20 protein-coding genes are annotated in these 23,600 nt (G+C 49.1%); 17 read left to right on the forward strand and 3 right to left on the reverse strand.

Translation table 11 applies throughout. The annotated features are described in order from the left end of the window. Positions 1-34 precede the first annotated feature (34 nt). Positions 35-2,521, reverse strand: coding sequence for a LuxR C-terminal-related transcriptional regulator (locus tag GPK49_RS00605; protein WP_215676442.1), 2,487 nt, complete (start codon positions 2,519-2,521; stop codon positions 35-37). Between the two features lie 124 nt (positions 2,522-2,645). Then, positions 2,646-3,770: an SLC13 family permease gene (locus GPK49_RS00610; RefSeq protein ID WP_215676443.1), complete on the reverse strand. Its 1,125-nt coding sequence runs from the start codon at positions 3,768-3,770 to the stop codon at positions 2,646-2,648. Positions 3,771-3,921: 151 nt separating this feature from the next. On the opposite strand from GPK49_RS00610, the gene GPK49_RS00615 reads away from it, so the two are divergent. From GPK49_RS00615 to GPK49_RS00645, 7 genes are all read left to right on the forward strand, one after another. After that, positions 3,922-4,467, forward strand: coding sequence for a helix-turn-helix domain-containing protein (locus tag GPK49_RS00615; protein ID WP_016406673.1), 546 nt, complete (start codon positions 3,922-3,924; stop codon positions 4,465-4,467). 11 nt (positions 4,468-4,478) lie between these two features. Further along, positions 4,479-5,315: a deoxyribonuclease IV gene (locus tag GPK49_RS00620; protein WP_215676444.1), complete on the forward strand. Its 837-nt coding sequence runs from the start codon at positions 4,479-4,481 to the stop codon at positions 5,313-5,315. Positions 5,316-5,382: 67 nt separating this feature from the next. Next, the gene (deoD, locus tag GPK49_RS00625; RefSeq protein ID WP_215676445.1) at positions 5,383-6,105 is read left to right on the forward strand and encodes a purine-nucleoside phosphorylase; all 723 of its coding nucleotides are present in this window, start codon (positions 5,383-5,385) and stop codon (positions 6,103-6,105) included. A 328-nt stretch (positions 6,106-6,433) separates the two neighbouring features. Next, a complete protein-coding gene (locus GPK49_RS00630; protein WP_016406676.1) occupies positions 6,434-7,615 on the forward strand; it encodes a coenzyme F420-0:L-glutamate ligase in 1,182 nt (393 codons plus the stop codon). A 105-nt stretch (positions 7,616-7,720) separates the two neighbouring features. Continuing rightward, a complete protein-coding gene (locus tag GPK49_RS00635) occupies positions 7,721-8,923 on the forward strand; it encodes a class I SAM-dependent rRNA methyltransferase (protein WP_215676446.1) in 1,203 nt (400 codons plus the stop codon). Between the two features lie 538 nt (positions 8,924-9,461). Further along, entirely contained in the window at positions 9,462-10,007 is a 546-nt protein-coding gene (gene hpf / locus GPK49_RS00640) for a ribosome hibernation-promoting factor, HPF/YfiA family (protein WP_016406678.1), read from the forward strand. 113 nt (positions 10,008-10,120) lie between these two features. Beyond that, positions 10,121-10,717: an HD domain-containing protein gene (locus tag GPK49_RS00645; RefSeq protein ID WP_016406679.1), complete on the forward strand. Its 597-nt coding sequence runs from the start codon at positions 10,121-10,123 to the stop codon at positions 10,715-10,717. Between the two features lie 41 nt (positions 10,718-10,758). Here GPK49_RS00645 and GPK49_RS00650 read toward each other — a convergent pair whose 3' ends face one another. Further along, positions 10,759-12,105 (reverse strand): MATE family efflux transporter, encoded by a 1,347-nt coding sequence (locus GPK49_RS00650; protein ID WP_444876927.1) that lies wholly within the window; start codon positions 12,103-12,105, stop codon positions 10,759-10,761. Between the two features lie 196 nt (positions 12,106-12,301). Here GPK49_RS00650 and GPK49_RS00655 point away from each other — a divergent pair, with 196 nt between their 5' ends. From GPK49_RS00655 to thiI, 10 genes are all read left to right on the forward strand, one after another. Continuing rightward, the gene (locus GPK49_RS00655; RefSeq protein WP_016406681.1) at positions 12,302-12,892 is read left to right on the forward strand and encodes a thymidine kinase; all 591 of its coding nucleotides are present in this window, start codon (positions 12,302-12,304) and stop codon (positions 12,890-12,892) included. 232 nt (positions 12,893-13,124) lie between these two features. Further along, positions 13,125-15,719 carry a preprotein translocase subunit SecA gene (gene secA, locus GPK49_RS00660; protein ID WP_016406682.1) on the forward strand — a complete coding sequence of 865 codons (2,595 nt, stop codon included), beginning with the start codon at positions 13,125-13,127 and terminating at the stop codon, positions 15,717-15,719. A gap of 93 nt (positions 15,720-15,812) precedes the next feature. Further along, positions 15,813-16,433: a C39 family peptidase gene (locus tag GPK49_RS00665; protein ID WP_160117362.1), complete on the forward strand. Its 621-nt coding sequence runs from the start codon at positions 15,813-15,815 to the stop codon at positions 16,431-16,433. 92 nt (positions 16,434-16,525) lie between these two features. After that, positions 16,526-17,630, forward strand: a protein-coding gene (gene prfB, locus GPK49_RS00670; protein ID WP_118580866.1) for a peptide chain release factor 2 whose coding sequence is annotated in 2 segments (ribosomal slippage) — positions 16,526-16,600 and positions 16,602-17,630 — 1,104 coding nt in all. Because the reading frame shifts where the segments join, the coding sequence is not laid out codon by codon here. Between the two features lie 19 nt (positions 17,631-17,649). Further along, entirely contained in the window at positions 17,650-18,624 is a 975-nt protein-coding gene (locus GPK49_RS00675) for an RluA family pseudouridine synthase (RefSeq protein ID WP_215676448.1), read from the forward strand. A 27-nt stretch (positions 18,625-18,651) separates the two neighbouring features. Further along, the gene (locus tag GPK49_RS00680; protein WP_215676449.1) at positions 18,652-19,386 is read left to right on the forward strand and encodes a nucleotidyltransferase family protein; all 735 of its coding nucleotides are present in this window, start codon (positions 18,652-18,654) and stop codon (positions 19,384-19,386) included. A 150-nt stretch (positions 19,387-19,536) separates the two neighbouring features. Further along, positions 19,537-20,514: a 50S ribosomal protein L11 methyltransferase gene (prmA, locus tag GPK49_RS00685; protein WP_215676450.1), complete on the forward strand. Its 978-nt coding sequence runs from the start codon at positions 19,537-19,539 to the stop codon at positions 20,512-20,514. Between the two features lie 5 nt (positions 20,515-20,519). Next, entirely contained in the window at positions 20,520-21,245 is a 726-nt protein-coding gene (locus GPK49_RS00690) for a 16S rRNA (uracil(1498)-N(3))-methyltransferase (protein WP_215676451.1), read from the forward strand. 10 nt (positions 21,246-21,255) lie between these two features. Beyond that, positions 21,256-22,404: a cysteine desulfurase family protein gene (locus GPK49_RS00695; RefSeq protein ID WP_118580855.1), complete on the forward strand. Its 1,149-nt coding sequence runs from the start codon at positions 21,256-21,258 to the stop codon at positions 22,402-22,404. Positions 22,405-22,419: 15 nt separating this feature from the next. Further along, positions 22,420-23,595 (forward strand): tRNA uracil 4-sulfurtransferase ThiI, encoded by a 1,176-nt coding sequence (gene thiI, locus GPK49_RS00700; protein ID WP_016406690.1) that lies wholly within the window; start codon positions 22,420-22,422, stop codon positions 23,593-23,595. The last annotated feature ends 5 nt before the right edge of the window (positions 23,596-23,600 follow it).

A 23,600-nucleotide genomic window follows, 5' to 3' on the forward strand; every position in this document is an offset into this window, starting at 1 on the left:
GATGGATAAAAGGCAAAAGGCTATTAACCAAAAGTTAGGTTTTTTCTTCCAGTAATTGAAAGAGCTGTTTTCTCTTGCTATGGGTATCCCCTTCAATTTGTAGCTTGGAATAAATCTGATTGATATATTGCTTGACGCTCCCCTCGGAAAGGAACAGCTTTTCCGCAATTTCCCGATTCCGCAGACGGCTTGCCATCAGCTTCACGATTTCATATTCTCGTTCCGTCAGCGCGGCAAGGGATGCAGGACGATGCGTGGAAAGCTGCTTCTGCCGCTGTTCGGATGCCTTTCCAAGCCGTTGGATGCGTGCAAGAAGGGGCGTTTGCGGCAGCTTTTCAAGCGTTTTTTTGATATAGCGGTAATTTTCCACGAAGGGCAGAAGAAACTCATCGGGCTCTGCCTCCTGCAATGCCTGCAAAAGAAGCGCCTGCGCCTCCTCTGTTTTTCCGAGCATGGCATACGCCGCCGCGGTCTGTATCCGCAGATGCAGCGCCACCAAGGCATACTGTAGCCCTGCACAGGCGGCAAGCAATCCCTCGCTCCGCCCGATGACCTTTGCATAAGCACCCTGCGCCAGATAAACCTGATTTTCAACCATTTCTATCATGGGCTTGCCGGGAACAAGAATATTGACGGAGAAAAGCGTGTGCGTGCGGAAAATTTCGGGGATTTCCTCTGTTTCCCCCAGCAGGGCATAGTAATAGGCGGCAGTCGCATTGAAAATATTCAGCCATGCGATATTATGCTGCTTCAGAAGATACGCACGCCGTGCCGCGAAGGAAGCTCGTTCCTCTGTTTCGATGCAGAGGGAAAGCCGTCTTGCCAGAAAATCGCAGCAGAGGGCAATGTTTTCCTGTCCATTTCCTTCAATTTGGGCATACGCCTGCTCCAAAGCAATCTGCGCGTCTGTAAATTTTCCCTGTAGAAAATAGGCTTCGGCGGACATGATTTTTTCTGCCCCCTGTCCATGCCCATTCGTGATTTTGTAATAATGGGGCATACATTCCTCCATTTCGGCAAGCTCCTTTTTGAGTGCGCCGGGCTCTCTGTGATACATCATCAGAACCGAGGGCGAGCCAAATGACCAGCCGCCGACGTTCTGTATGCTGACGGCAGGACGGGACATCTGCTTGCTTGCGCTGCGGTGGAGCCTGCTCATAGCACTGATGTCATTATACATCAGGAAGCTGAGAATCAGGTCACATTCTCCCAGAAGGTTTCCCTTTTCCTGCTCCGGCAGCTCCGGATGCTCTGCGATAGCGGTCAGCAGAAGCTCCTTCATCCGCATCATTTCGGGAATCAGCCGCCAGTTGAACATACTGCGCATCAGCACGAGAATTGCGAGCGGATGCTCCTTCAGAATCGAAACGGGACACTCCTCGATTGCCTTCAGCACTGCTTTGGGCGACAGAGAGGAAAGCAGGATGCCTGCATCCTGCTCCACAATGCGAAGCAGAGCATCATAATTTCTGCCTTGCCGATACGCCGCCATGGCATGCAGATATTGGCGGTGCTCCTCATACCAGATACCAAAACGGCTGCGGTACACCGCTTGCTTTTCGGGCGGCAGCGTGTGAAAGGTGCGCTTTGCACATTCCTTCATCATGTGGTGAAAACGATAGACCTTCCCATCGGGCAGACGCTTCACAAAGGCATTTTGCTCCGTCAGTGTGGTCAGCAGCTTTTCTGTATGGGGAGTTTCTGTAATAAAGTGCGCCATTTCCAGCGTAAATTCATCCGCAAGCCCCATAACCGCGAGGAATTCTCTTGCATCCACAGGCAGGGGCGCAATCATTGCGGCGGTAAACATGGTGTAGATATCGGATTTACGGTTGGGCAAAGTGCCACGTTCCGCAAGCGTACGCAGATGCAGATAAATTGCGGAAAACCAACCCTCACTCGTATAAAGCAGGGAGGAAATTTCTGCATCCGAAAGGGCAGTGCCACAGCGGTGTGCATAAACGGCAAGCTCTGCATGGTTCAGACGCAGCTCTGCCGTGCCAAGCTGACAGAGCCTGCCGCCCAGACGTACCTGTGCCGCAAAGGGCAGAAAACGGTCGCGGCTTGCTACAATGACATGCACATTTTCGGGCAGACGGTTCGCCAGCGTGCAGAGAAAGGCAGCGGTGTGTACATCTGTCAGCAGATGAAAATCGTCAATGAAAAGATAGCATGGCTTCTCTCCTGCAAGCGCATGGCAAAGGTCATCTGCCAGCAGACTGCCGCCGGCGGCATCCGTCGGGCAGGGATAATCCAGCAAAATGGAAAGCCCTGCACGCAAAAAGGCATCCTGTACGCTTTTCCAGAAAATTGCGAGATTGTCGGAATAGACGCTGATACGGATGATGCGCGCGTTTTCCTCTTTCCTGCGCTCCGCAAGATACCAGTTGACAGCGGTTGTTTTGCCATAGCCCATTGGTGCAACCACAGCTGTCAGCGCACAGCGCGAAATTGGGCGCAGTGCCTCCTGTAATCGTTCAGATATGTATATGGTGTTAAAATCCTGCTTTCGTTTCGGCATGCGATACACCTCGTTCGTTCAAAGGGATTTGATATTTTTTTATTTTAGCATAGCTTTTTGCCTTTTGGAATACTTTTTGGGCAGAGGAGGCTATGATAAAATGCAATAAAATCGCCCTTTGCAGTCAGGAGGGGAGCAAAGCTGCAAGCCCCAGCAGAACTATCGCAAACAGAAGATTCGCAAGGGTAAACCAGAGCAGATATTTCCCCTTTCCGACATTCGGTATCTGTGCGAAATATTTATAGGAAATCAGACTTGCCATAGAGGCAATCAATGTCCCCAGACCACCGATATTCACCCCTGCAAGCAAAAGGTCATATCGGTCGGTAAATTCTGAAAGCAGAACCGCCGCAGGCACATTGCTGATGAGCTGACAGCTCAGAAAAGAAACAAGCACCTCTCTGCCATAGAGCAGTGCTTGAAGGGCTTCCCGTATGGCGGAAATACGTCCCAGATTCCCAATCAGGATAAAGAAAAATACAAACGTGAGCAGCAGGCAGTAATCCACCTCTTTCAGAATCCCTTTTTGAAACAGCAGAAACCACACCAGTGACAACGCCAACAGCGGCAGAACGGGCAGGATGCGGAAAACTGCCAGCAGGCAAAGAAAAAACAGCACCGTCAAGCCGAAAAGCTGTTGTTTTTCTGCTCTTGTCCGTGTGGGTGGCGTTGTCTGCGGCTGTGTGGCTAAGGAGGTGTTTCCCTGCAAAAAGCAGAGCAGAAGCAGCAGAAAGAAGGACACGAGAACAAACGGCAGGGTAATTCTGAAAAACGCCCCGACCCCAATCCCCGAAATGGTATAAAGATAGAGATTCTGCGGATTGCCAACAGGGGTCAGCATACTGCCCAGATTGGCGGCAATCGTTTGCAGAACAATAACGGGAATCAGCTTTTCCTCTAAATGCACGCGCTGCAGCAGTAAAATCGTGAACGGCACAAAGGTAATCAGTGCCACATCATTGGTCACAAGCATTGCGGAGAAAAAGCACAGCATGACTAGGGTCAGCGCCAACTGCCGCATTTTTTTCGCCCTTGCCAGAAGCAGATTTGCCATGCGGTCGAAGATGCCAAGCGCGCGAAAGCCTGCCAATACTGCCATCAGCGAGAAAAGCAGAATCAGCACCCTTGTATCAACGTAGCCAAGATACGCTGCATCGGGCGGCACAATGCATGCCGAAAGCACTGCCAACAGGCAGGCAATGCAGAGAATCGTTTCTTTTTTGAAAAATGTAAGCAGTTTTTCCTTCATGGTCTCTTTTCCTTTTCTTTTTCCTTTTGGTTCCGCTTGTTTCAGCTCAGACAATTATACGGCGGCAGACGCAAAGCCGCAAGCGTTGTTTTGCTTGCGGAAAGAGGAAGAACAGGGTAAAATAAAAAAAGAGAAGAAAGGAGGTTCCTCCATGAATCTGAATGAAATTATTGCTGTCAATTTAAAACGGCTGCGCGCAGAGCGTGGCTTCAGTTTGGGAAAGCTGTCGGAGCTTTCCGGTGTCAGCAAGGTTATGCTCAGCCAGATTGAGAAGGGCGAATCCAACCCTACCATCAACACTCTCTGGAAGATCGCAGGTGGCTTACAGGTTTCCTATACAAAGCTGATTGATGAGCAGATTGATGTGCCTCTGCTGATTCGAAAAGAGGAAAGCGTTATTGCGGAGTATGACGGCTATCGTGCCTATCATTACAATACAGCCAACCCTGCGCGCGATTTTGAGTTTTTCAACGGCGAATTGGATGCACATAAGGAATACACTTCCGAAGGGCATGGCATGAATACGCATGAATATCTTCTGGTGACGCGAGGGGAAATGGTTCTGCGTTACGGCGGCGAGGAATATCTCCTCAGAGAAGGGGATTTCATCCATTTTGACTGCACCCAGCCCCATACCTACTGCAACCGCGGGGAAAGCATGACGGAATTTACCAATATCGTGTATTATATCGGCTAAGGAGGACAACTATGTTTTATATCGGCTGTCATTTATCTGCCGCCAAGGGCTATCTTGCCATGGGGAAGGAGGCAGTGAAGCTTGGGGCGAATGTGTTCCAGTTTTTCACCAGAAACCCCAGAGGCGGCTCTGTCAAGGCGCTGGATTTAGAGGATATCGAAAAATACAATGCCTTTCATGCGGAGCACCGCTTCGGCACACTGCTTGCCCATGCACCCTATACCATGAACCCCTGTGCCGCGAAGGAGGATTTGCGCACCTTCGCCAGAAATACCATGAAGGAGGACTTGGCAAGGCTGGAGCTTCTGCCTGATGTGATGTTTAATTTCCACCCCGGCAGCCATGTGAAGCAGGGAGTGGAAATCGGGATTCCCTTGATTGCGGACGCATTGAACGATATTCTTTCGGCAGGCGGCAAAACCCTCGTCCTTCTGGAAACCATGGCAGGGAAGGGCAGTGAGGTCGGCAGAAGCTTTGAGGAGCTGCGCGCCATTTTGGACAGAGTAGAGCAGAAGGAGCGCATGGGCGTTTGTCTGGATACCTGCCATGTGTATGATGGCGGCTATGACATCATCGGGGATTTGGATGGCGTTTTGCAGGTGTTTGATGACATCATCGGCTTGGACAGGCTGAAAGCCATTCACCTGAACGACAGCGAGAATCCCATCGGCAGTCATAAGGACAGACACGAGAAAATCGGTGAGGGTACGCTTGGTCTGGCAGGCATTGCAAATATTATCAACCACCCGAAGCTGTGCCATCTGCCGTTTTATCTGGAAACACCGAACGAGGCGGCGGGCTACGCCAAAGAGATTTCTCTTTTAAAAAGCCTGCGCGAGGAAAAATAAGAAACGATTTGAGAAACGAGAAAAATTTTCAATAGCAAGCTTCAATAACAATAAGGAGGGAATGGATATGGCAACACCTCATATTTCTGCCGAAAAAGGCGATTTTGCAAAAACAGTATTGATGCCCGGCGACCCTTTACGGGCGAAATTCATTGCGGAAACATTTCTGACCGATGCCGTGGAGGTCAACCACACCCGTGGGATTCTCGGCTATACGGGTCTATATAAGGGCAAAAGGGTTTCTGTTATGGCAAGCGGCATGGGCTGCCCTTCCATCGGTATCTACAGCCATGAATTATTCAATTTCTATGATGTGGAAAACATTATCCGCATCGGCTCCGCGGGGGCATTGTCCGAAAGGCTGAAGGTGCGCGATATCGTGGCAGGCATCGGCTCCAACACAACCTCAAGCTATGCCGAGCAATATCACATGCCCGGCACCTTAGCTCCCACAGCGGATTATACGCTTCTTTCCACAGCGGTGGACTGCGCGAAGGCAAGGAAAATTGAAATGCACGTTGGCAATCTCCTCTGCTCTGATGCATTCTATAACGAGGGCGGCATGGCGGAAACCGTTTCCTGGGCGAAAATGGGTACGCTTGCGGTGGAAATGGAATCGACCGCACTGTATCTGGAGGCGGCAAGGGCAGGCAAACGCGCATTGACCATTGTTACCATTTCCGACCATCTGATTACAGGCGAAGCCACCACAGCCGAGGAGAGACAGAATACCTTCACCCAGATGATGGAAATTGCCTTGGATACGGCGGTTCGGATGGAGGAAGTCTAAATGAAAAATTATGATTGATATAAGATATTTTTATAGAAAACAAGTGGGATATTATTGACAAGTGTGCGCTTTTCTTGGTAGAATGAGTGCGTCGGTGATCGAATGTACTTTCATCACACCATGACTAGAAATTTTGCCATCGATCCCGCGTTTTCGTGGGATCTTTTTACATTTATAGCGGAGAAAGCCGTTTTTTCCTTAGGAAGACCATTCTGCTTGCAGAAAATGGGATTCGGGTTTCCGCTTTGCACAATGGCAAAAATCATTCGATCAAAGCAGGCAGAATGCCTGTGAGAAATAAATCGAATTTTTCAGGAGGTTTTACACTATGGCAGGAACAATTTCCAGAGGTATCAAAGCACCTATCATCCGTGAAGGGGATGACATCGTTAAAATCGTAGCAGATTCCGTTCTGGCGGCAGTGGAGCAGGATGGTTTCCAGCTGCATGAAAGAGATGTAATCTGTGTAACAGAGGCAGTTGTTGCTCGTGCAGACGGCAACTACGCATCCACAGAGGATATTGCGGCAGACGTAAAAGCAAAGCTGGGCGGTGAAACAGTCGGTGTTGTATTCCCCATCCTCAGCAGAAACCGTTTTGCAATCTGCCTGAGAGGTATCGCAAAGGGCGCAAAGAAGGTAGTGCTGATGCTGAGCTATCCTTCCGATGAAGTAGGCAACCACCTGTTTGATATGGATATTCTGGATGACAGCGGCGTAAATCCCTACACAGACGTGCTGTCTCTGGATGAATACCGTAAGGCATTCGGCTATGTGAAGCACCCCTTCACAGGCGTTGACTATGTAGAATACTACAAGGGTCTGATTGAAGAGGAAGGCGCAGAAGCTGAAATCGTATTCGCAAACCACCCCGAAGCAATCGTAAAGTATACAAAGAACGTGCTGTGCTGTGATATTCACAACAGAGAACGCTCCAAACGCCGTATTCTGGCAAAGGGCGGCGAAAAGGTTCTGACACTGGCAGAAATCCTGAACGCACCCGTAAATGGCAGTGGCTACAATGCAGAGTACGGTCTGCTTGGCTCCAATAAGGCAACAGAAACAACCATCAAGCTGTTCCCTAAGAACGCACAGGAGGTAGCAGAAAAAATCCAGAAGGAAATAATCGCACGCACCGGCGTAAAGGTAGAGGCTATGGTTTATGGCGACGGCGCATTCAAGGATCCCGTTGGTAAGATTTGGGAGCTGGCTGACCCCGTTGTCGGCGCAGGCTATACAGATGGTCTGAACGGTCTGCCCAATGAGCTGAAGCTGAAATATCTGGCAGATAACGATTTTGCTGACCTGAACGGCGATGCACTGGCAGATGCAATTAAGAATGCAATCAAGGCAAAAGAAGCAAATCTGAAAGGACAGATGGCATCCGAAGGTACCACACCTCGCCGCCTGACAGACCTGATTGGTTCCCTGTGTGACCTGACAAGTGGTTCCGGTGATAAGGGTACCCCTATCGTTCTGGTTCAGAATTACTTCAATAACTACGCAAACTAAGCAAGTCTGATAAGCGGATAAGTAAGATAAGTAAAATGAAAAGGAGTATCGGGAGATACTCCTTTTTTTCGCAGGAAGGGTTTTTATTCAGAAAGGAGAAGGCTGATGGGTTTACCTGTTGCAACATTGAAAAAGGGCGAAGGGCGTATGCTTAAGGCGGGCGGTCTTTGGATATTCGATAATGAAATTGCCGCAGTGACGGAGGATGCGGTCAATGGCGAGCTGATTGCGGTGCAGGATTTTGACGGCTATCCCATGGGGACAGGCTTTTATAATAACAATTCCAAAATCACCATTCGTATGATGAGCAGAAATAAGGATGCGGTGATTGATGAGGCATTTCTGCGCGCCAGAGTAGAGGCGGCATGGAATTACCGCAAACGGACGGTGGATATTTCCTCCTGCCGTGTTATTTTCGGGGAAGCGGATTTTCTGCCCGGTCTGGTTGTGGATAAATTCTCCGATGTGCTTGTGGTACAGTCTCTTGCGATGGGGATTGACCGCATGAAGGAAACGATTCTGCGCCTGCTCATCGAAGCTATGCTGGAGGACGGCATCCATATCCGCGGCGTGTATGAACGCAGTGATGCGAAGGTGCGCAGGCAGGAGGGCATGCAGCCTTGGAAGGGCTTCCTCAGCGAACCCTTTGATACGAAGGTGCAGATTGTGGAAAACGGCGTAAAATATATCGTTGATGTGGAGGAAGGGCAGAAAACCGGCTTTTTCCTTGACCAGAAATATAATCGACTGTCCATTCATAAAATTTGTCAGGGAATGGATGTGCTGGACTGCTTTACCCATACAGGCTCCTTTGCGCTGAATGCAGGCATTGCAGGGGCAAAAAGCGTGCTGGGGATTGATGCAAGTCAGCTTGCAGTGGATCAGGCAACGGAGAATGCCAAGCTGAATGGCTTGCAGGAGGTTGTGAAATTTCAGTGCGAGGACGTGTTTGCGCTGCTGCCCAGACTCGAAGCAGAGGGCAGAAAATTCGATGTGATTATTCTGGATCCTCCTGCCTTTACAAAGTCCAGAAGCTCTGTCAAGAATGCGGTTAAGGGCTATCGCGAAATCAACCTGCGTGCCATGAAGCTGCTGAAGGACGGCGGATTTCTGGCAACCTGCTCCTGCTCGCATTTTATGACCTATGAATTGTTCACCCAGACCATCGGGCAGGCGGCAAAGAATGTGCATAAACGCCTGCGTCAGGTGGAATATCGCCATCAGGCACCCGATCATCCGATTCTCTGGGCGGCAGAGGAATCCTATTATCTGAAATTCTATATTTTTCAGGTTATGAATCAGCCTTAATGCGGCGATAAAAAAAGAATGAAGGGCTTTTTCTTTTTGAGAGATGGAAGATTATGTGAACCTATGGCAGATATGAACAGAAGAATGTGACTGTGGAAAACGTGGATAAATTCCACGTTTTATCCACAATAAAAATCCTTGAAACGTAAGTTTTCCACAAGGTTATTCACAATATCCACAGGTTGTGCAAAAAAATTTGTGGAAAAATGGAGAGGAATGTCGTTTTTTGTGGAAATTTGAAAAGCCTGAGAATCCGCCGTTTCTGCTTCTGCGGAAAAAGTATCCGATTCCATAAATCAGATTATGGAAACGAAAGCAGAAAAAGCCTACAACTCTTTTTTTGATGCGCCTGCGAAAAAAATCGAAAATTCAAATATTTTTTTCAAAAGAAAGAAGGATTTTACGAAATAACGGAGAATATAACAAATAAACAAGAAATCCATTTTGATTACTTTTGAATCTCATCGGCGCGGTGCCGATTGGATATATGTTTTTGATTCTCTGAGAAGATGAGAGAATCCCGAAGGGAGTTGTTAGTATGCGTTATAACATTATTGGGAAAAACATCGATGTATGGGACAAAACAAAGGAAATGGTAGAAAAGAAGATGGATCGAATTGCCAAGCTGTTCCCTGCGGACACAGAGGCAACCATCACATTAAGCTTGGAAAAACAGGTTGCTACGGTGGAAGTAACCATTCCTATGAATAAAAGATATGCACGGGCAGAGGTGCAGGATGCGGACATGACAGCCGCTATGGATAAAACGGTGGATATTCTGGAGGGGCAGGTTGTCCGTTATAAAAAACGGATGCGCACCAAAATCAGAAACGGCGCAGATGCCTATGCGGCAGAATATGCGGCAATTCTGGTGCCTGAGGAAAGTCTGGATGACGAGCCTCTGGTAAAAATCGAGAAGGTAAAGCGTTTTGCCGTAAAGCCTATGGATGCGGAAGAGGCTGTTATGGAAATGGAACTGGTAGGGCATAGCTTCTTTGTATTCCGCGATGCGGAGACAGACGAGGTAAGCGTGGTTTATAAGAGAAAGAACGGCACCTACGGTCTGATTGAGCCCGAATATTAAAAACAAGTTGAAATTAGGATTTTGACTTGCTGAAGCAGAAAAATAAACAGACGAGTTCCTGAGCCTTAGACCGAAAGGTCTAAGGCTTTTCTTATGAAGAAAGAGGGAGAACGATGGACAGAAAACGATTTAAGAAGCAGGTGGCGTTTATTCTGGAGGCGGACAAGGAGAAGAATATTCTTAGACAGACGCACCTGAGCGGGCACGGCAGAAGGGAAAACGATGCCGAGCATGCATGGCACATGGCGATGATGATTTATCTGCTGAAGGAATACGCAAATGCGGAATTTGACCTTGCGAAAACGATGATGATGGCGCTGATTCATGATATTGTGGAGATTGATGCAGGGGACACCTATGCCTACGATACGGCAGGGTTGGCAACGCAGGCGGAACGGGAGGAAAAGGCGGCAGAGCGGATTTTCGGCTTACTGCCAGATGACCAGAGAGATGAGCTGCGCGGATTATTTGAAGAATTTGAAGCGAATGAAACACCAGAGGCAAGATTTGCGCATGTGATGGATAATTTTCAGCCGCTGCTGCTGAATAATGCCAATGACGGCGGAGATTGGCGTGCGCATAGGGTGAGCCGCAGTCAGGTCTGGGGGAGACAGGCGAAAACGGAATTGGGTTCGGCGGAAATCTGGGAATATACAAGAGAGCTGATTGAGGAAAACATTCGGAAAAAGAATATCAAAGAGGATAAATAGGTCAAAAAATGCACTACGATTTCGTAGTGCATTTTTTAGTATCAGAGATCTTTTTTCAGCCAAGGCTTTAAACGATAGAAGAAAATGGAAAGAAGGGCGGAAAGTGTCCAGCCGAAGGGCCATGCCATCCAGATGCCGGTTGCGCCGAGACCAAGCCCTTTTGCAAAGAGAAACGCCAACGCCACACGCAGGAAGAGGTCGGTGAAGGTGGTTGTCATGAAATAGAGCATGGCACTGCCGCCGCGCAGCACCCCATCGCACATGACCTTAATCGTTACGATGAAATAGAAGGGGGTGACGATGTGCATATAGTCTACACCTGCCTGAATTGCGGCAGCACTGCTTTCATCCAGAAACAGCCCCATGGCGGTGCGGCCGAAGAAGAAATAGAACAGGAAAAACGGTACGCAGACCAGAATACCGAGGAGCGCCCCTGCCCGAAAGCCTTCGGAAACACGTTCCTTTTTATCTGCGCCGAGGTTCTGAGCGGTGAAGGAGGAAACGCCGTTGGACAGGGTTGTCATACAGGTGACGGCAAAGGTATTCAGCTTCTGGCAGGCAGAAAAGCCTGCAACAACGGCAGAGCCATAGCTATTGACGGCAGACTGCACGAAAAGATTCCCGACGGAAACAAAGCATTGCTGCAAAATACTTGGAATGGCAACGATGGTAACCTGTACAAGCATTTCTGCGGAAAATTTTGCATACGGCTCGGTGCTTCTTAATTGCTTGATGCGATGCACCAGCGTAAGAAAGGCGAGCACGGATGCCGCGCCCTGTGCGGCGAAGGTTGCCCATGCAACACCGGCAACGCCCATTTTCAGCCAGACCACGAAGAAAATATCCAGAAGAATATTACTTATGGAGGAGCCGATGAGGAAATACAGCGGCGTACGGCTGTCCCCCAGAGAGGTGAAGATGCCGTTGCAGATATTATAAAGATACAGGAACAAAAACCCATAGATATAGATATGCAGATAGAGTTTGGCATCGGCGAAAACATCGGCAGGGGTGCGGATGAGGCGAAGCATGGCACTTCCGCCGAAAATGCCGACAAGCGTCAGAACCACGCTGACCGCAATGCAGGCGCAGAAGATGGTGCAGATAGCCGTTTTGAGTGCGCTGTATTTTTTTGCCCCGAACAGGCGGGAAACCACAACGGCACAGCCGATATTGCTGCCAACGGCAACTGCCATGAAAATCATAGTGATGGGGTGGGATGCACCGACTGCCGCAAGCGCGGCTTCACCGATGAACTGCCCGGCAATGATGCTGTCTGCAATTTGATAAACCTGCTGAAAGGCAACACTCAGCAGCATGGGAATGGAAAACATCCAGAGCATTTTTCGGCTGCTGCCCCGGGTTAAATCTGTAATCAACAAAGTCATCTCCAATCTGAATTTTTGGTGGGTATCATTTTGTTATATTTTTGTCATTTTACCTTCTTTAGACAGTATACTCTTTTTTTTGAGAAAAGAAAGCAAAAAGCAAAAGAATTTTTGGGGAGAGTGTCACTCGCCAAGGGGCTAGGATTGTGGTATCATAACAGGGAAATTGAGAAGAAAAAGCAAAGGGGTTTTGTGTATGGCAAAATTATATTTCAGATACGGCGTGATGGGCAGCTCCAAATCGGCACAGGCACTCATTACGAAATTCAACTACGAGGAACAGGGGATGCGCGTCTGGCTGATGAAGCCTGCGGCAGATACGCGCTATGGCGCAGATAAGGTACATTCTCGCATCGGGCTGGAGCAGCCTGCGGATGTGATTGACGACGATATGGATTTATATGAGGTTTTCCGTGACAGAGAACGGGAATTTTATGATGTGATTATTGTGGATGAGGCACAGTTTTTACAGCCTGCCCATGTGGAGCAGCTACGGGAGATTGTGGATTATTACAATGTGCCTGTGTTCTGCTTTGGACTGCGGACAGATTTTCGGACAAGATTGTTCCCCGGCAGTGCAAGGCTGTTTGAGTTGGCAGATTCCGTGACGGAGCTGAAAACGGTCTGCACCTGTGGCGGAAAGGCTATGGTGAACGCAAGAATTGATGCGGAGGGCAGAGTTGTTACCGAAGGGGAGCAGTTCCTTCTGGGGGGCAACGAAAGCTATCGTCCGATGTGCTATAAATGCTGGAAGAAGGCGGCGCTTGAGTCGAAATCAGAGAAATAAAGCAGAAGCGGAATAAAATGCGCTGTTTTTCGTCAGAAGAATAGTGGTATTGAGAAAAAATGTGAAATTTATATAAAGATTTCTTAAAACTTTTTGAACATCCCCTGAAATGCGCAAGTTTTCCTTGTGTACGGGGGTGTTCTTCTGCTATACTATAATAATGTAAAAGTGTGCCTATCGAGCGGCTGTCTGCTTTCGGCACATGTGAGAAAAGAAAAATGAGGTGAACCAAATGGGTTTCTTGGAAAAAATATTTGGGAACTACAGTGAAAAGGAAATCAAGAAAATCAAGCCCATCGTGGCGAAGATTGAAGCACTGGGCCCCCAGTATGAAAACCTTTCGGATGAAGAGCTGAGAGGAAAGACACAGGAATTTAAGGATCGTCTGGCAAAGGGCGAAACACTGGATGATATTCTGCCGGAGGCGTATGCAGTGGTAAGAGAGGCGGCTTCCCGTCCCAATGTGCTGAATATGAAGCATTTTCCCGTACAGCTGATGGGCGGCATCGTGATGCATCAGGGACGTATTGCCGAGATGAGAACAGGTGAAGGTAAAACACTGGTGGCAACACTGCCTGCATATCTGAATGCGCTGGAGGGCAAGGGCGTACATGTGGTTACGGTCAATGACTATCTGGCACAGCGTGACTCTGACTGGATGGGTGAGGTATTCCGTTTCTTAGGGCTGAGCGTGGGCTGCATCCTGAACGGGATGGACAACAACGAACGCCGCGCGGCGTATGCCTGCGATATTACCTATGGTACAAACAATGAATTCGGCTTTGACTACCTGCGTGACAACATGGTAGTACGAAAGGAAAACATGGTGCAGAGAGACCTGCATTATGCCATCATCGACGAGGTAGACTCTGTTCTGATTGACGAAGCCAGAACACCCCTGATTATTTCCGGCAGCGGCTCCAAGTCTACGGACTTGTATCGCGTGGCAGATTTGTTTGTTAAAAAACTGAAAAAGGGTCGTATTTTGAATGAGGATGAGGCAATGAATGCCCTTCTGAAGGAGGAAATTCAGGAGGAAGGCGACTTCGTTCTGGATGAAAAGGCGAAATCCGTTGTGCTGACGCAGGAAGGTGTTGCAAAGGCGGAAAAATATTTCTCCGTGGACAACCTTTCCGATCCCGAAAATCTGGAGCTGCAGCATTATATCAACAATGCCTTGAAGGCAAACTATAACATGCATCTGGATAAGGATTATGTGATTCATGAGGGCGAAATCGTTATCGTTGATGAATTCACAGGGCGTATGATGCCGGGCAGACGCTATTCCGACGGTCTGCATCAGGCAATCGAGGCGAAGGAAAACGTACAGGTGCGCAGAGAAAGCAAAACTCTGGCAACAATTACCTTCCAGAACTATTTCAATAAATACGCTAAGAAATGCGGCATGACAGGTACGGCGAAAACAGAGGAAGAAGAATTCCGTAATATCTATGGGATGGACGTTGTGGAAATTCCCACAAACCGTCCTATACAGAGAAAGGATCTGGATGATGTTGTGTATCGTACCGAGGCGGGCAAATTCCGCGCGGTGGTAAGAGATATTATTGCGGCACACGAAAAGGGACAGCCAGTACTGGTTGGTACGGTTACAATCGAAAAATCCGAAACACTGAGCAAGCTGCTGAAGATGGAGGGCGTGAAGCATCAGGTGCTGAATGCGAAGTACCACGCACAGGAAGCGGAAATCGTTGCACTGGCAGGGCAGATGGGCGCAGTTACGATTGCGACAAACATGGCCGGCCGTGGTACGGACATTAAGCTGGGCGAAGGCGTTGCAGAGCTGGGTGGTTTGAAAATCATCGGTACGGAACGTCATGAATCCAGACGTATTGATAACCAGCTGCGTGGGCGTGCCGGTCGTCAGGGTGACCCCGGCGAATCCCGTTTCTATATCTCTCTGGAGGATGACCTGATGCGTCTGTTTGGCTCTGAAAAGACAATGAAGCTGGTAGATGCGATGGGCATGACAGAGGACGAGCCGATTGAAGCAGGGATGCTTTCTAAGGCGATTGAAAATGCACAGAAGAAGGTAGAGGGCAACAACTTTGCCATTCGTAAACACCTTCTGGAATATGACCAGGTCATGAATGAGCAGAGAGAAATCATTTATGGCGAAAGAAAACGCGTGCTTTACGGTGAAAACCTGAGAGACAGCATTGTCGGCATGATTGGCGCGGTTGTGGAACGCACGGTGGACGCACATATGAGCGATGACCAGCTGCCTGAGGAATGGGATATGGCGGCATTCAGCGAATCTCTGAGTGCAATTATTCCTGTCGGCAAGGTGAATATCAAGGATGAAGCACTGCCTCAGATGACAAAGGATAAGCTGAAGGAAACCCTGACAAAGCTGGGCAATCAGCTGTATGAAATGAAGGAAAAGGAAATCGGTCAGGGACAGGCTGAGGGCGAAGAACGCATGCGTGAGCTGGAGCGCGTGGTGATGCTGCGCGTGATTGACCAGAAATGGATGGATCATATTGATGATATGGATCAGATGCGTCAGGGGATTGGGCTGCATGCTTATGCACAGAGAGACCCTCTGACAGAATATAAATTTGCGGCGTATGATATGTTCGAGGAAATGAGCAATCATATTCAGGAGGATACGCTGAAGATTCTTTACCGCGTGCGTATCCAGACAGAGGTGAAGCAGGAGGAACCGCCGAAGCAGATGTTCACCAATAAGGATGATTCTGCGGTAAAGCAGCCGAAGAAGCGCGCTGATGAAAAAATCGGCAGAAACGACCCCTGCCCCTGCGGCAGCGGCAAGAAATATAAGCAGTGCTGTGGCAGAAATGTGTAAAGAAAGCGTTATCAAGCGACTGTGCAAGGCGGAAGCTTGCTTACGCAGATGCACAGGTATTTTGCAGCATTTGGGACAGAAAGAGGGAAACAAATGGGAGAAAAAAAGCAATATCGGCTACAGATGGATTTCCCTTTTTATACCCAGAGAATGACGCAGGAAACATGGAAGGAGGAGGGCTTTTCCTCCTTCTCTGAGGCGGACAGCTGGACCTTTCGCAGTTGCGGTATTGCCTCCTTGCGTATGATATTGGAGGGCCTTGGCAAGCAGGTGGAGCGCCATGGCACAATGATTGCAAAGGGTGTTGCGGCAGGTGCCTATAAAGAAGGTGTCGGCTGGATTCACTGGGGGCTGGCGAAGCTTGCGGCGGATTACGGCATTTACGGCGAGGCACTGCGCGAAAAAACAGCAGAGGACTTAAAGCAGGAGCTGGATGCAGGGCATCCCTGCATGGTTTCTGTGGCACCCCTTTTTCAAGGGGGCAAGCCCAAGCCGGACGGCAGCGGTGTTTACGGGAAAAGCGGACATTTGGTGCCTGTGCTTGGCTATGAGACCGAGGACGGCAGACTGACAGCCTTTCTGGTGCATCATCCGTCTGCCTTTTTGGAGCAAAACAAGCCGAATTGGTGGGTGCCGATAGAAGATTTTTCGGCCTCCTTCGGCGGCAATTTCATTCGATTTTCAACGGAAAATTTTTCCGAGGAAGATAAATAGGACAAACTGTCTTTGGTGGCAAGCCCAAGCCGCAGGATGCTTTGTCAACTAATAAATCAATTCTATTTTCATTATGAAGGAGATGATTTTTTATGTTCGAGTTAGAACAGATCCGTCTGGGCCTTTCTGCTTATGACGAAAAATTAAAGGAAATGGGGGCTTCACTTTGACGTCGCTGGCGCGAAGGAGAAGATAAACGAATTAGAAGAGCTTTCCGCAGACCCCGATTTCTGGAATGATCTGGAAAAGAGCCAGAAAACATTGCAGAAGCTGAAAGCACTGAAAAATAAGGTCGGCAAATATGAAGGCCTTGTAACAACCTACGAGGATATTCTGACTCTCATCGAAATGGGCATCGAGGAGCAGGATGACAGCGTATATGAAGAAGTAAAGGAAATGAACGATTCCTTCCTTGCGGAATACGAGGCACTACGCATTGCAACGATGCTCGATGGCGAATATGACCGCAACAATGCCATTGTTACCCTGCATGCGGGGACAGGCGGCACAGAGGCGTGTGACTGGACAAATATGCTTTTCCGCATGTATTCCAGATGGGCGCAGAAGGAAGGCTTCGAGGTGGAGGTACTGGATATGCTGGACGGCGATGAAGCCGGACTGAAATCCGTTACCATTCAGGTAAACGGCGAAAATGCCTATGGCTATCTGAAATCCGAGAAGGGGATTCACCGTCTGGTGCGTGTGTCTCCCTTCGACAGCGCAGGCAGACGGCAGACCTCTTTTGCGTCCTGCGATGTTATGCCTGAAATTGAGGATGATACGGAAATTGAAATCAAGCCGGATGATATCCGTATTGATACCTACAGAGCCAGCGGTGCAGGCGGTCAGCACATCAACAAGACCTCATCTGCAATCCGTATCACACACTTCCCTACGGGGGTTGTGGTATCCTGTCAGGAGGAGAGAAGCCAGTTTGCCAATAAGGATAAGGCATTCAAAATGCTGAGAAGTAAGCTGCTTGCCCTCAAGATTGAGGAGCAGATGCAGAAGCTGGCGGAAATCCGTGGGGATGTAAAGGAAATCGGCTGGGGCAGCCAGATTCGTTCCTACATCTTTATGCCCTATACTCTGGTAAAGGATCACCGGACAGGCGAGGAAACCGGTAAGGTGGACGCGGTGATGGATGGTGAGATTGATAACTTTATCAGCGCATATCTGGCATGGATTCACAGCTGATTTTCCGGAGGGAAGAGCCTTGAAAGAGATTATCATTACCAAAAACGAGGAAAATCAAAGGCTGGACAAGTTTCTGCTGAAATATATGAATAAGGCCTCCAAGGGCTTTATTTATAAAATGCTGCGGAAAAAACGCATCAAATACAACGGCGGTAAGGCAGAGGGAAACGAACTGCTTCGGGCAGGGGACACCCTCAGGCTTTACCTCGCCGAGGAAACGATGCAGTCCTTTATGGAGGAAAAAACGGTGCCTGCGGCAAAAAGGCATTTCGGCATTGTGTATGAGGATGACGAGATTCTGGTGGTTTCCAAGCCGGCAGGACTGCTCACACATCCCGAAAGAAGCAGTGATACCGATACGCTGATTGATCAGGTGCTTTATTATCTTTATCAGAAGGGGCAGTATACCCCTGCGGCGGAGAGCAGCTTTACCCCGGCACTCTGCAACCGACTGGACAGAAACACAAGCGGCATTGTGATTGCGGGGAAAACCCTGCAGGCTGTGCAGGCGGCGAATGAAATCATTCGCAGCCGCAAGCTGAATAAGTTTTATCTGACACTAGTTGCAGGGGAAATACATGAGGCGGGCGAAATTACCGCCTATCTGACGAAGGATGCAGAAAAGAATCAGGTGCGCATTTCCAAACGGGAGGGAAGCGGCGCAAGAACGATGACGAAATATCGTCCGCTTGCACATGCAAAGGGCTATACCCTTCTGGAAATTCAGCTGATTACGGGTAAGACGCATCAGATTCGTGCCCACATGCAGGCAATCGGGCATCCCGTTGCAGGTGACAGAAAATACGGCTCGGAAGCGACAAATCGAAAATTCCGAGAGGAATATGCCCTTTCCAATCAGTTCTTACATGCCCTTCGGGTGGAATGGAAGGAACAGGAGGGTCCTCTGGGCTATCTTTACGGAAAGGAAATGACGGCTCCTCTGCCGAAGCAGCTGCAGGAAATCTGCGATGGTCTGTTTGGCAGGGCAGAATAAAAGAAACAACATGAAGGAGGAGAGAAGATGAAAGCCATTATTTTGGCGGCGGGCTATGCCACAAGATTATATCCGCTGACATTGCATACGCCGAAGGCTTTGCTCCCCATTGGCAAAAAACCAATCATTGATCATATTGTAGAGAAGATGAATACCGTAAAAGAGCTGGATGCGATTTATGTGGTTTCCAATGATAAATTCGCAGAGCAGTTTGCGGACTGGGCAAAAACGGCGAAAAGCCGCGTACCCATTACCGTTCTGAATGACGGCACAACAGATGATTCCAATAAGCGCGGCGCAATCGGGGATATTTCCTTTGTGATTGACGAAATGCAGATTGCGGATGACCTGATGGTAATTGCAGGAGATAATTTCTTCACCTATTCGCTGAAGGAATATGTGGATTTCTTCCATGAAAAGAACCGCGACTGTGTGTGCGTGAAGGTCTGGGAGGACGAGGCGGCGCTGAGCCAATTCGGCATTGCCCTTCTGGATGAAAACGGAAGGGTGCTGGATATTGAGGAAAAGCCCGCAAAGCCCAAATCCAATACGGTTGTATTCGCCGCATACCTCTATAAGAAAGAAACCGTTCCCATGTTTGCCGCATATCTGGCGGCAGGCAATAAGCCGGATTCCCCCGGCAACTTCCCGGCATGGCTCTATCATCAGAAGGAGGTATACGCCTATACCTTTGAGGGAGAATGCTACGACATCGGGACACCGGAAAGCTATCGGGAAGTATGCGAACTCTATGACAAATAACACGAAGCCGTTCTGCTGATTTAAGGACGGCTTTATTTCCTTTTTATAAAAAAAGTCCCGACAAGCGGGTGAGCAAATGCATAAAGACGCATTTGTGCACTTGCTCAGACATTTGACGGGCAACGGATCAACGGAAGGAGAAAACCTGAAATGGAATGGATTGAAGTATTCGTAGCGACCAGCCGGATTGGACTGGAGCCTGTGGAGGGCGTGCTGTATCAGTGCGGACTGACAGGACTGATGATTCATGATGAGGCGGATTTTGCGGAATTTCTGGAAAACCCCAACAGAGAATGGGATTATGTGGCAGATGAGCTGGTGGAGGAAAAGGAAGAACTGGAAACAGGAATTACCTTTTTCCTGCGCGATAACCTTTACGGCAGAGAACAGCTTGCACAGATTCAGGGCGCATTGGCGGCAGTGAAGGCGAGTGAGAAGGAATTGGATTTAGGCTCTTTGGAGCTAAAAATGAAAAACGTGCAGGAGGAGGATTGGGCGAACAACTGGAAGAAATATTTTAAGCCCTTCCCTGTCGGCGAAAAAATCATGATTAAGCCCTCTTGGGAGGAGTTGACGGAGGAAACCGATAAGGTGATTCTGAAAATTGACCCCGGACATATCTTCGGCACAGGGACACACGAAACCACGCAGCTTTGCATGGAATTGATTGAAAAATATGTGAAAAAGGACGATATGGTTCTGGATATCGGCTGTGGCAGCGGGATTCTTTCGATTGCCTCTCTTTTGTTGGAGGCGAAGGAGGCGGATGCAGTGGACATTGACCCGAATGCCATAGCGATTGCTTATGAAAACAGCGACAGGAACGATATTCCCAGAGAGAAATACCATGTTTGTGCAGGGAATATTCTGGAGGATGCGGCACTGCATGAAAAATACAGCGGCAAAAAATATGACATGGTAGAGGCAAACATTGTGGCGGATATCATCATTGCACTGACGAAGCAGGTGCCTGACTATATTAAGGACGGCGGTATTTTCCTTTCGAGTGGTATCATTACCGAGAGAAAAGAGGATGTGCTTGCGGCACTGGCGGCAGGCGGCTTTGACGTGCAGGATGTGCGTGAGAAAAAGGGCTGGGTTGCCATCGCATCGAAATATGTGGGGTGATGGGGATGCCGAAATTTTTCTTTGATAAAATCGACATGACACAAGGACAGATTTGCCTGCATGGAGAGGACGAAAAGCATATTAAGACCGTTCTGCGCGCGAAGGAGGGCGAGGAGCTAACGCTTTGCGACGGAGAGGGCATGGATTACCAATGTAGAATTTCCTCTCTGACAGATGGGGTACAGCTGGAGATTCTCTCCAAAGCGCCCTGCGAAACAGAGCCGAAAACAAAAATTACGCTTTATCAGGGACTGCCAAAGGCGGATAAGATGGAGCTGATTATTCAGAAATGCGTGGAGCTTGGCGTGGAGCGGATTGTTGCGGTCAGCACGGAGCGCGCCATTGTGAAGCTGGATAAAAAGGAAGGCAAAAAGCTGGAGCGTTGGCAGAAAATTGCCGAGGCAGCGGCAAAGCAGAGCGGCAGAGGGAAGATTCCCGAAATCGGCGGACAGGTGCTAAAATTCAAGGATGCCGTTGCAGAGGCAAAAAGGCTGGATGGCGCGATTATCCCTTATGAGCGGGAAGAAAAGATGGGGCTGCGCGAATTTGTGAAGGACTTTGAGGGTGAGAGCATCGGCGTTTTTATCGGGCCGGAGGGCGGCTTTGCTGAGGAAGAAATCGCACTGGCGAAGGAAAACGGCATTACGCCAATCACCCTTGGGAAACGCATCCTGCGGACGGAAACGGCCGGCATGACAACAACAGCTATCCTTTTATATGAATTGGATTGAGGAGGCAAGTATGATTTATTTTGATAATGCGGCAACGACAAGAGCGCTGCCTGCGGTAGCAGAAAAAATGAGCACAATGCTCTGCGAACAATACGGCAACCCTGCATCTGTGAGTGCCATGGGTCTGGCGGCGGAAAAGGAAATCAGAAATGCGGCGGAAATCATCGCAAGAGGGATTCACTGCAAATATGACGAGGTTTTCTTTACCAGCGGCGGCACAGAGGGCGACAACTGGGCGATTTACGGCACGGCAGAGGGCTATAAAAGACAGGGACAACACTTTATTACAACGGAAATTGAACACCCTGCGGTGAAGAATCCTATGAAGCTATTAGAGGAAAAGGGCGCAGAGGTCACATGGCTGAAGGTGGACAGACAGGGACATATCTCCTTGGAGGAGCTGGCAAATGCCATCCGCCCCGATACGGTTCTGGTCAGCACGATTCTGGTAAATAACGAAACGGGAACGGTGCAGGATGCGGCGGCAATCGGCAAGCTGATTAAGGAGAAGAATCCGCAGTGTCTGTATCATGTGGATGCGGTGCAGGCCTTCGGGAAATACCCCATTGATGTGGAAAAAATGAAAATTGACCTGCTGACGATGAGCGGTCATAAGATTCATGGACCGAAGGGCGTTGGGATGCTCTATATGCGCAAGGGCTTGAAGGTGAAACCGCTGATGCTCGGCGGCGGACAGCAGAGAGGACAGCGCCCCGGTACAGAAAACGGCCCCGGCGCGGCGGCATTGGGCGTGGCATGTGACGAAGCCTTCAAGAGCATGAAGGAAAGCATTGCCCATGTGAGAGAGGTAAAGCAGACCTTGCTGGAAGGGATTCTCGCTCTGCCAGATACCCAGCTGAACGGGGACAGCCTGGAGGAGGCAAGCCCCTATGTGCTGAATGTGACCTTCAAGGGGCTCAGAAGCGAAGTACTACTGCACGCGCTGGAAAGCAAGGGCATTGTGGTTTCTGCCGGCTCTGCCTGTGACAGCAAGAAGAAGGTCGGCAGCCCCGTTCTGACGGCAATGGGACTGCCCTTCTCGGAAATTGAAGGGGCAATCCGTTTCAGCTTCTGCCGCTATAATACAGTGGAGGAAGCAAAGGAATGTCTGAAAGCGTTGGAGGAACTGGTTCCCTTCTTCAGAAAATATAACAGATAAGAAAAGGAGAAAATAATGGCTGAAAAGGTTTTAATCGTGAAATACGGTGAAATTGCCATGCGCGGCAATAATAAATATATCTTCATCAACCGTCTGATTTCCGCGATTCGCAAAAATCTCGACCCCTACGGCAACTATTATGTTGTGCGTGACCCCGGTCGCCTGATTGTGGAAAATCGCGATGGCGAATTGGATTATGATTTTACCATTCCCAAGCTGGAAACCATCTTCGGGCTGCATTCCATCTGCCCCGGAGTGCGTTTGGAGGATAACAGCTTTGATACCATCTGCAAGGAAGCATTGGCGCACATGCAGGAATTTTACGGCGATAAGGAAATGACCTTTAAGGTAAATACACGCCGTGCGAATAAAAGCTATCCCATGCATTCCATGGAAATGAGCATGGAGGTGGGGGCGTATCTTCTGGATCACATGCCGAATATGAGGGTGGATGTGAAGCATCCGGATGTGACGCTGAATATTGAGATTCGCAACAGCACCTATTTACATTCCAAAACAATCCGCACCTACGGCGGCTTGCCCTATGGTAGCAACGGCAAGGCAGTCAGCCTGCTTTCCGGCGGCATCGACAGCCCTGTTGCAACATGGATGATGGCAAAACGCGGCGTTGAGGTGGAGGGCGTTTATTTCCACAGCCCCCCGTATACGAGCGAATGGGCGAAGGAAAAGGTTATTGATCTGGCGAAGCGCATTGCGGATTTTACAGGGGAGTTTCGGCTGTATGTGGTTCCCTTTACGGAATTGCAGCTGTACCTTCTGGATAACACGGCACATGATCGCCTGACGATTCATCTGAAACGTGCGATGATGCGTGCGGCGGAAATGATCGCACACAAGGATGATGCACTGGCACTGGTGACAGGCGAAAGCGTGGGACAGGTGGCAAGCCAGACCATGCAGGGGATTCAGGTCATCAATGCAGTCTGCGATTTGCCTGTACTGCGCCCTCTGGCAGGGATGGATAAGGCGGAAATCATTGAACGTGCGGAAAAAATCGGTACATTTGAAATTTCCATTCGCCCGTATGAGGACTGCTGTACTGTTTTTGTGGCAAAGCATCCTGTGACAAAGCCTCGTCTGAATTATATTGAAAAGGCGGAGCATAAGCTGACCGAATTGGACAGACTGCTGGAGGAAGCGGTTGCCAATGCGGAAATTATCGATTTGTAATGGCG

Origin of the sequence: Clostridium sp. MCC345 (assembly GCF_018785345.1) — a bacterium.
GTDB classification, from domain to species: Bacteria; Bacillota; Clostridia; order Lachnospirales; family Anaerotignaceae; genus Anaerotignum_A; species Anaerotignum_A faecicola.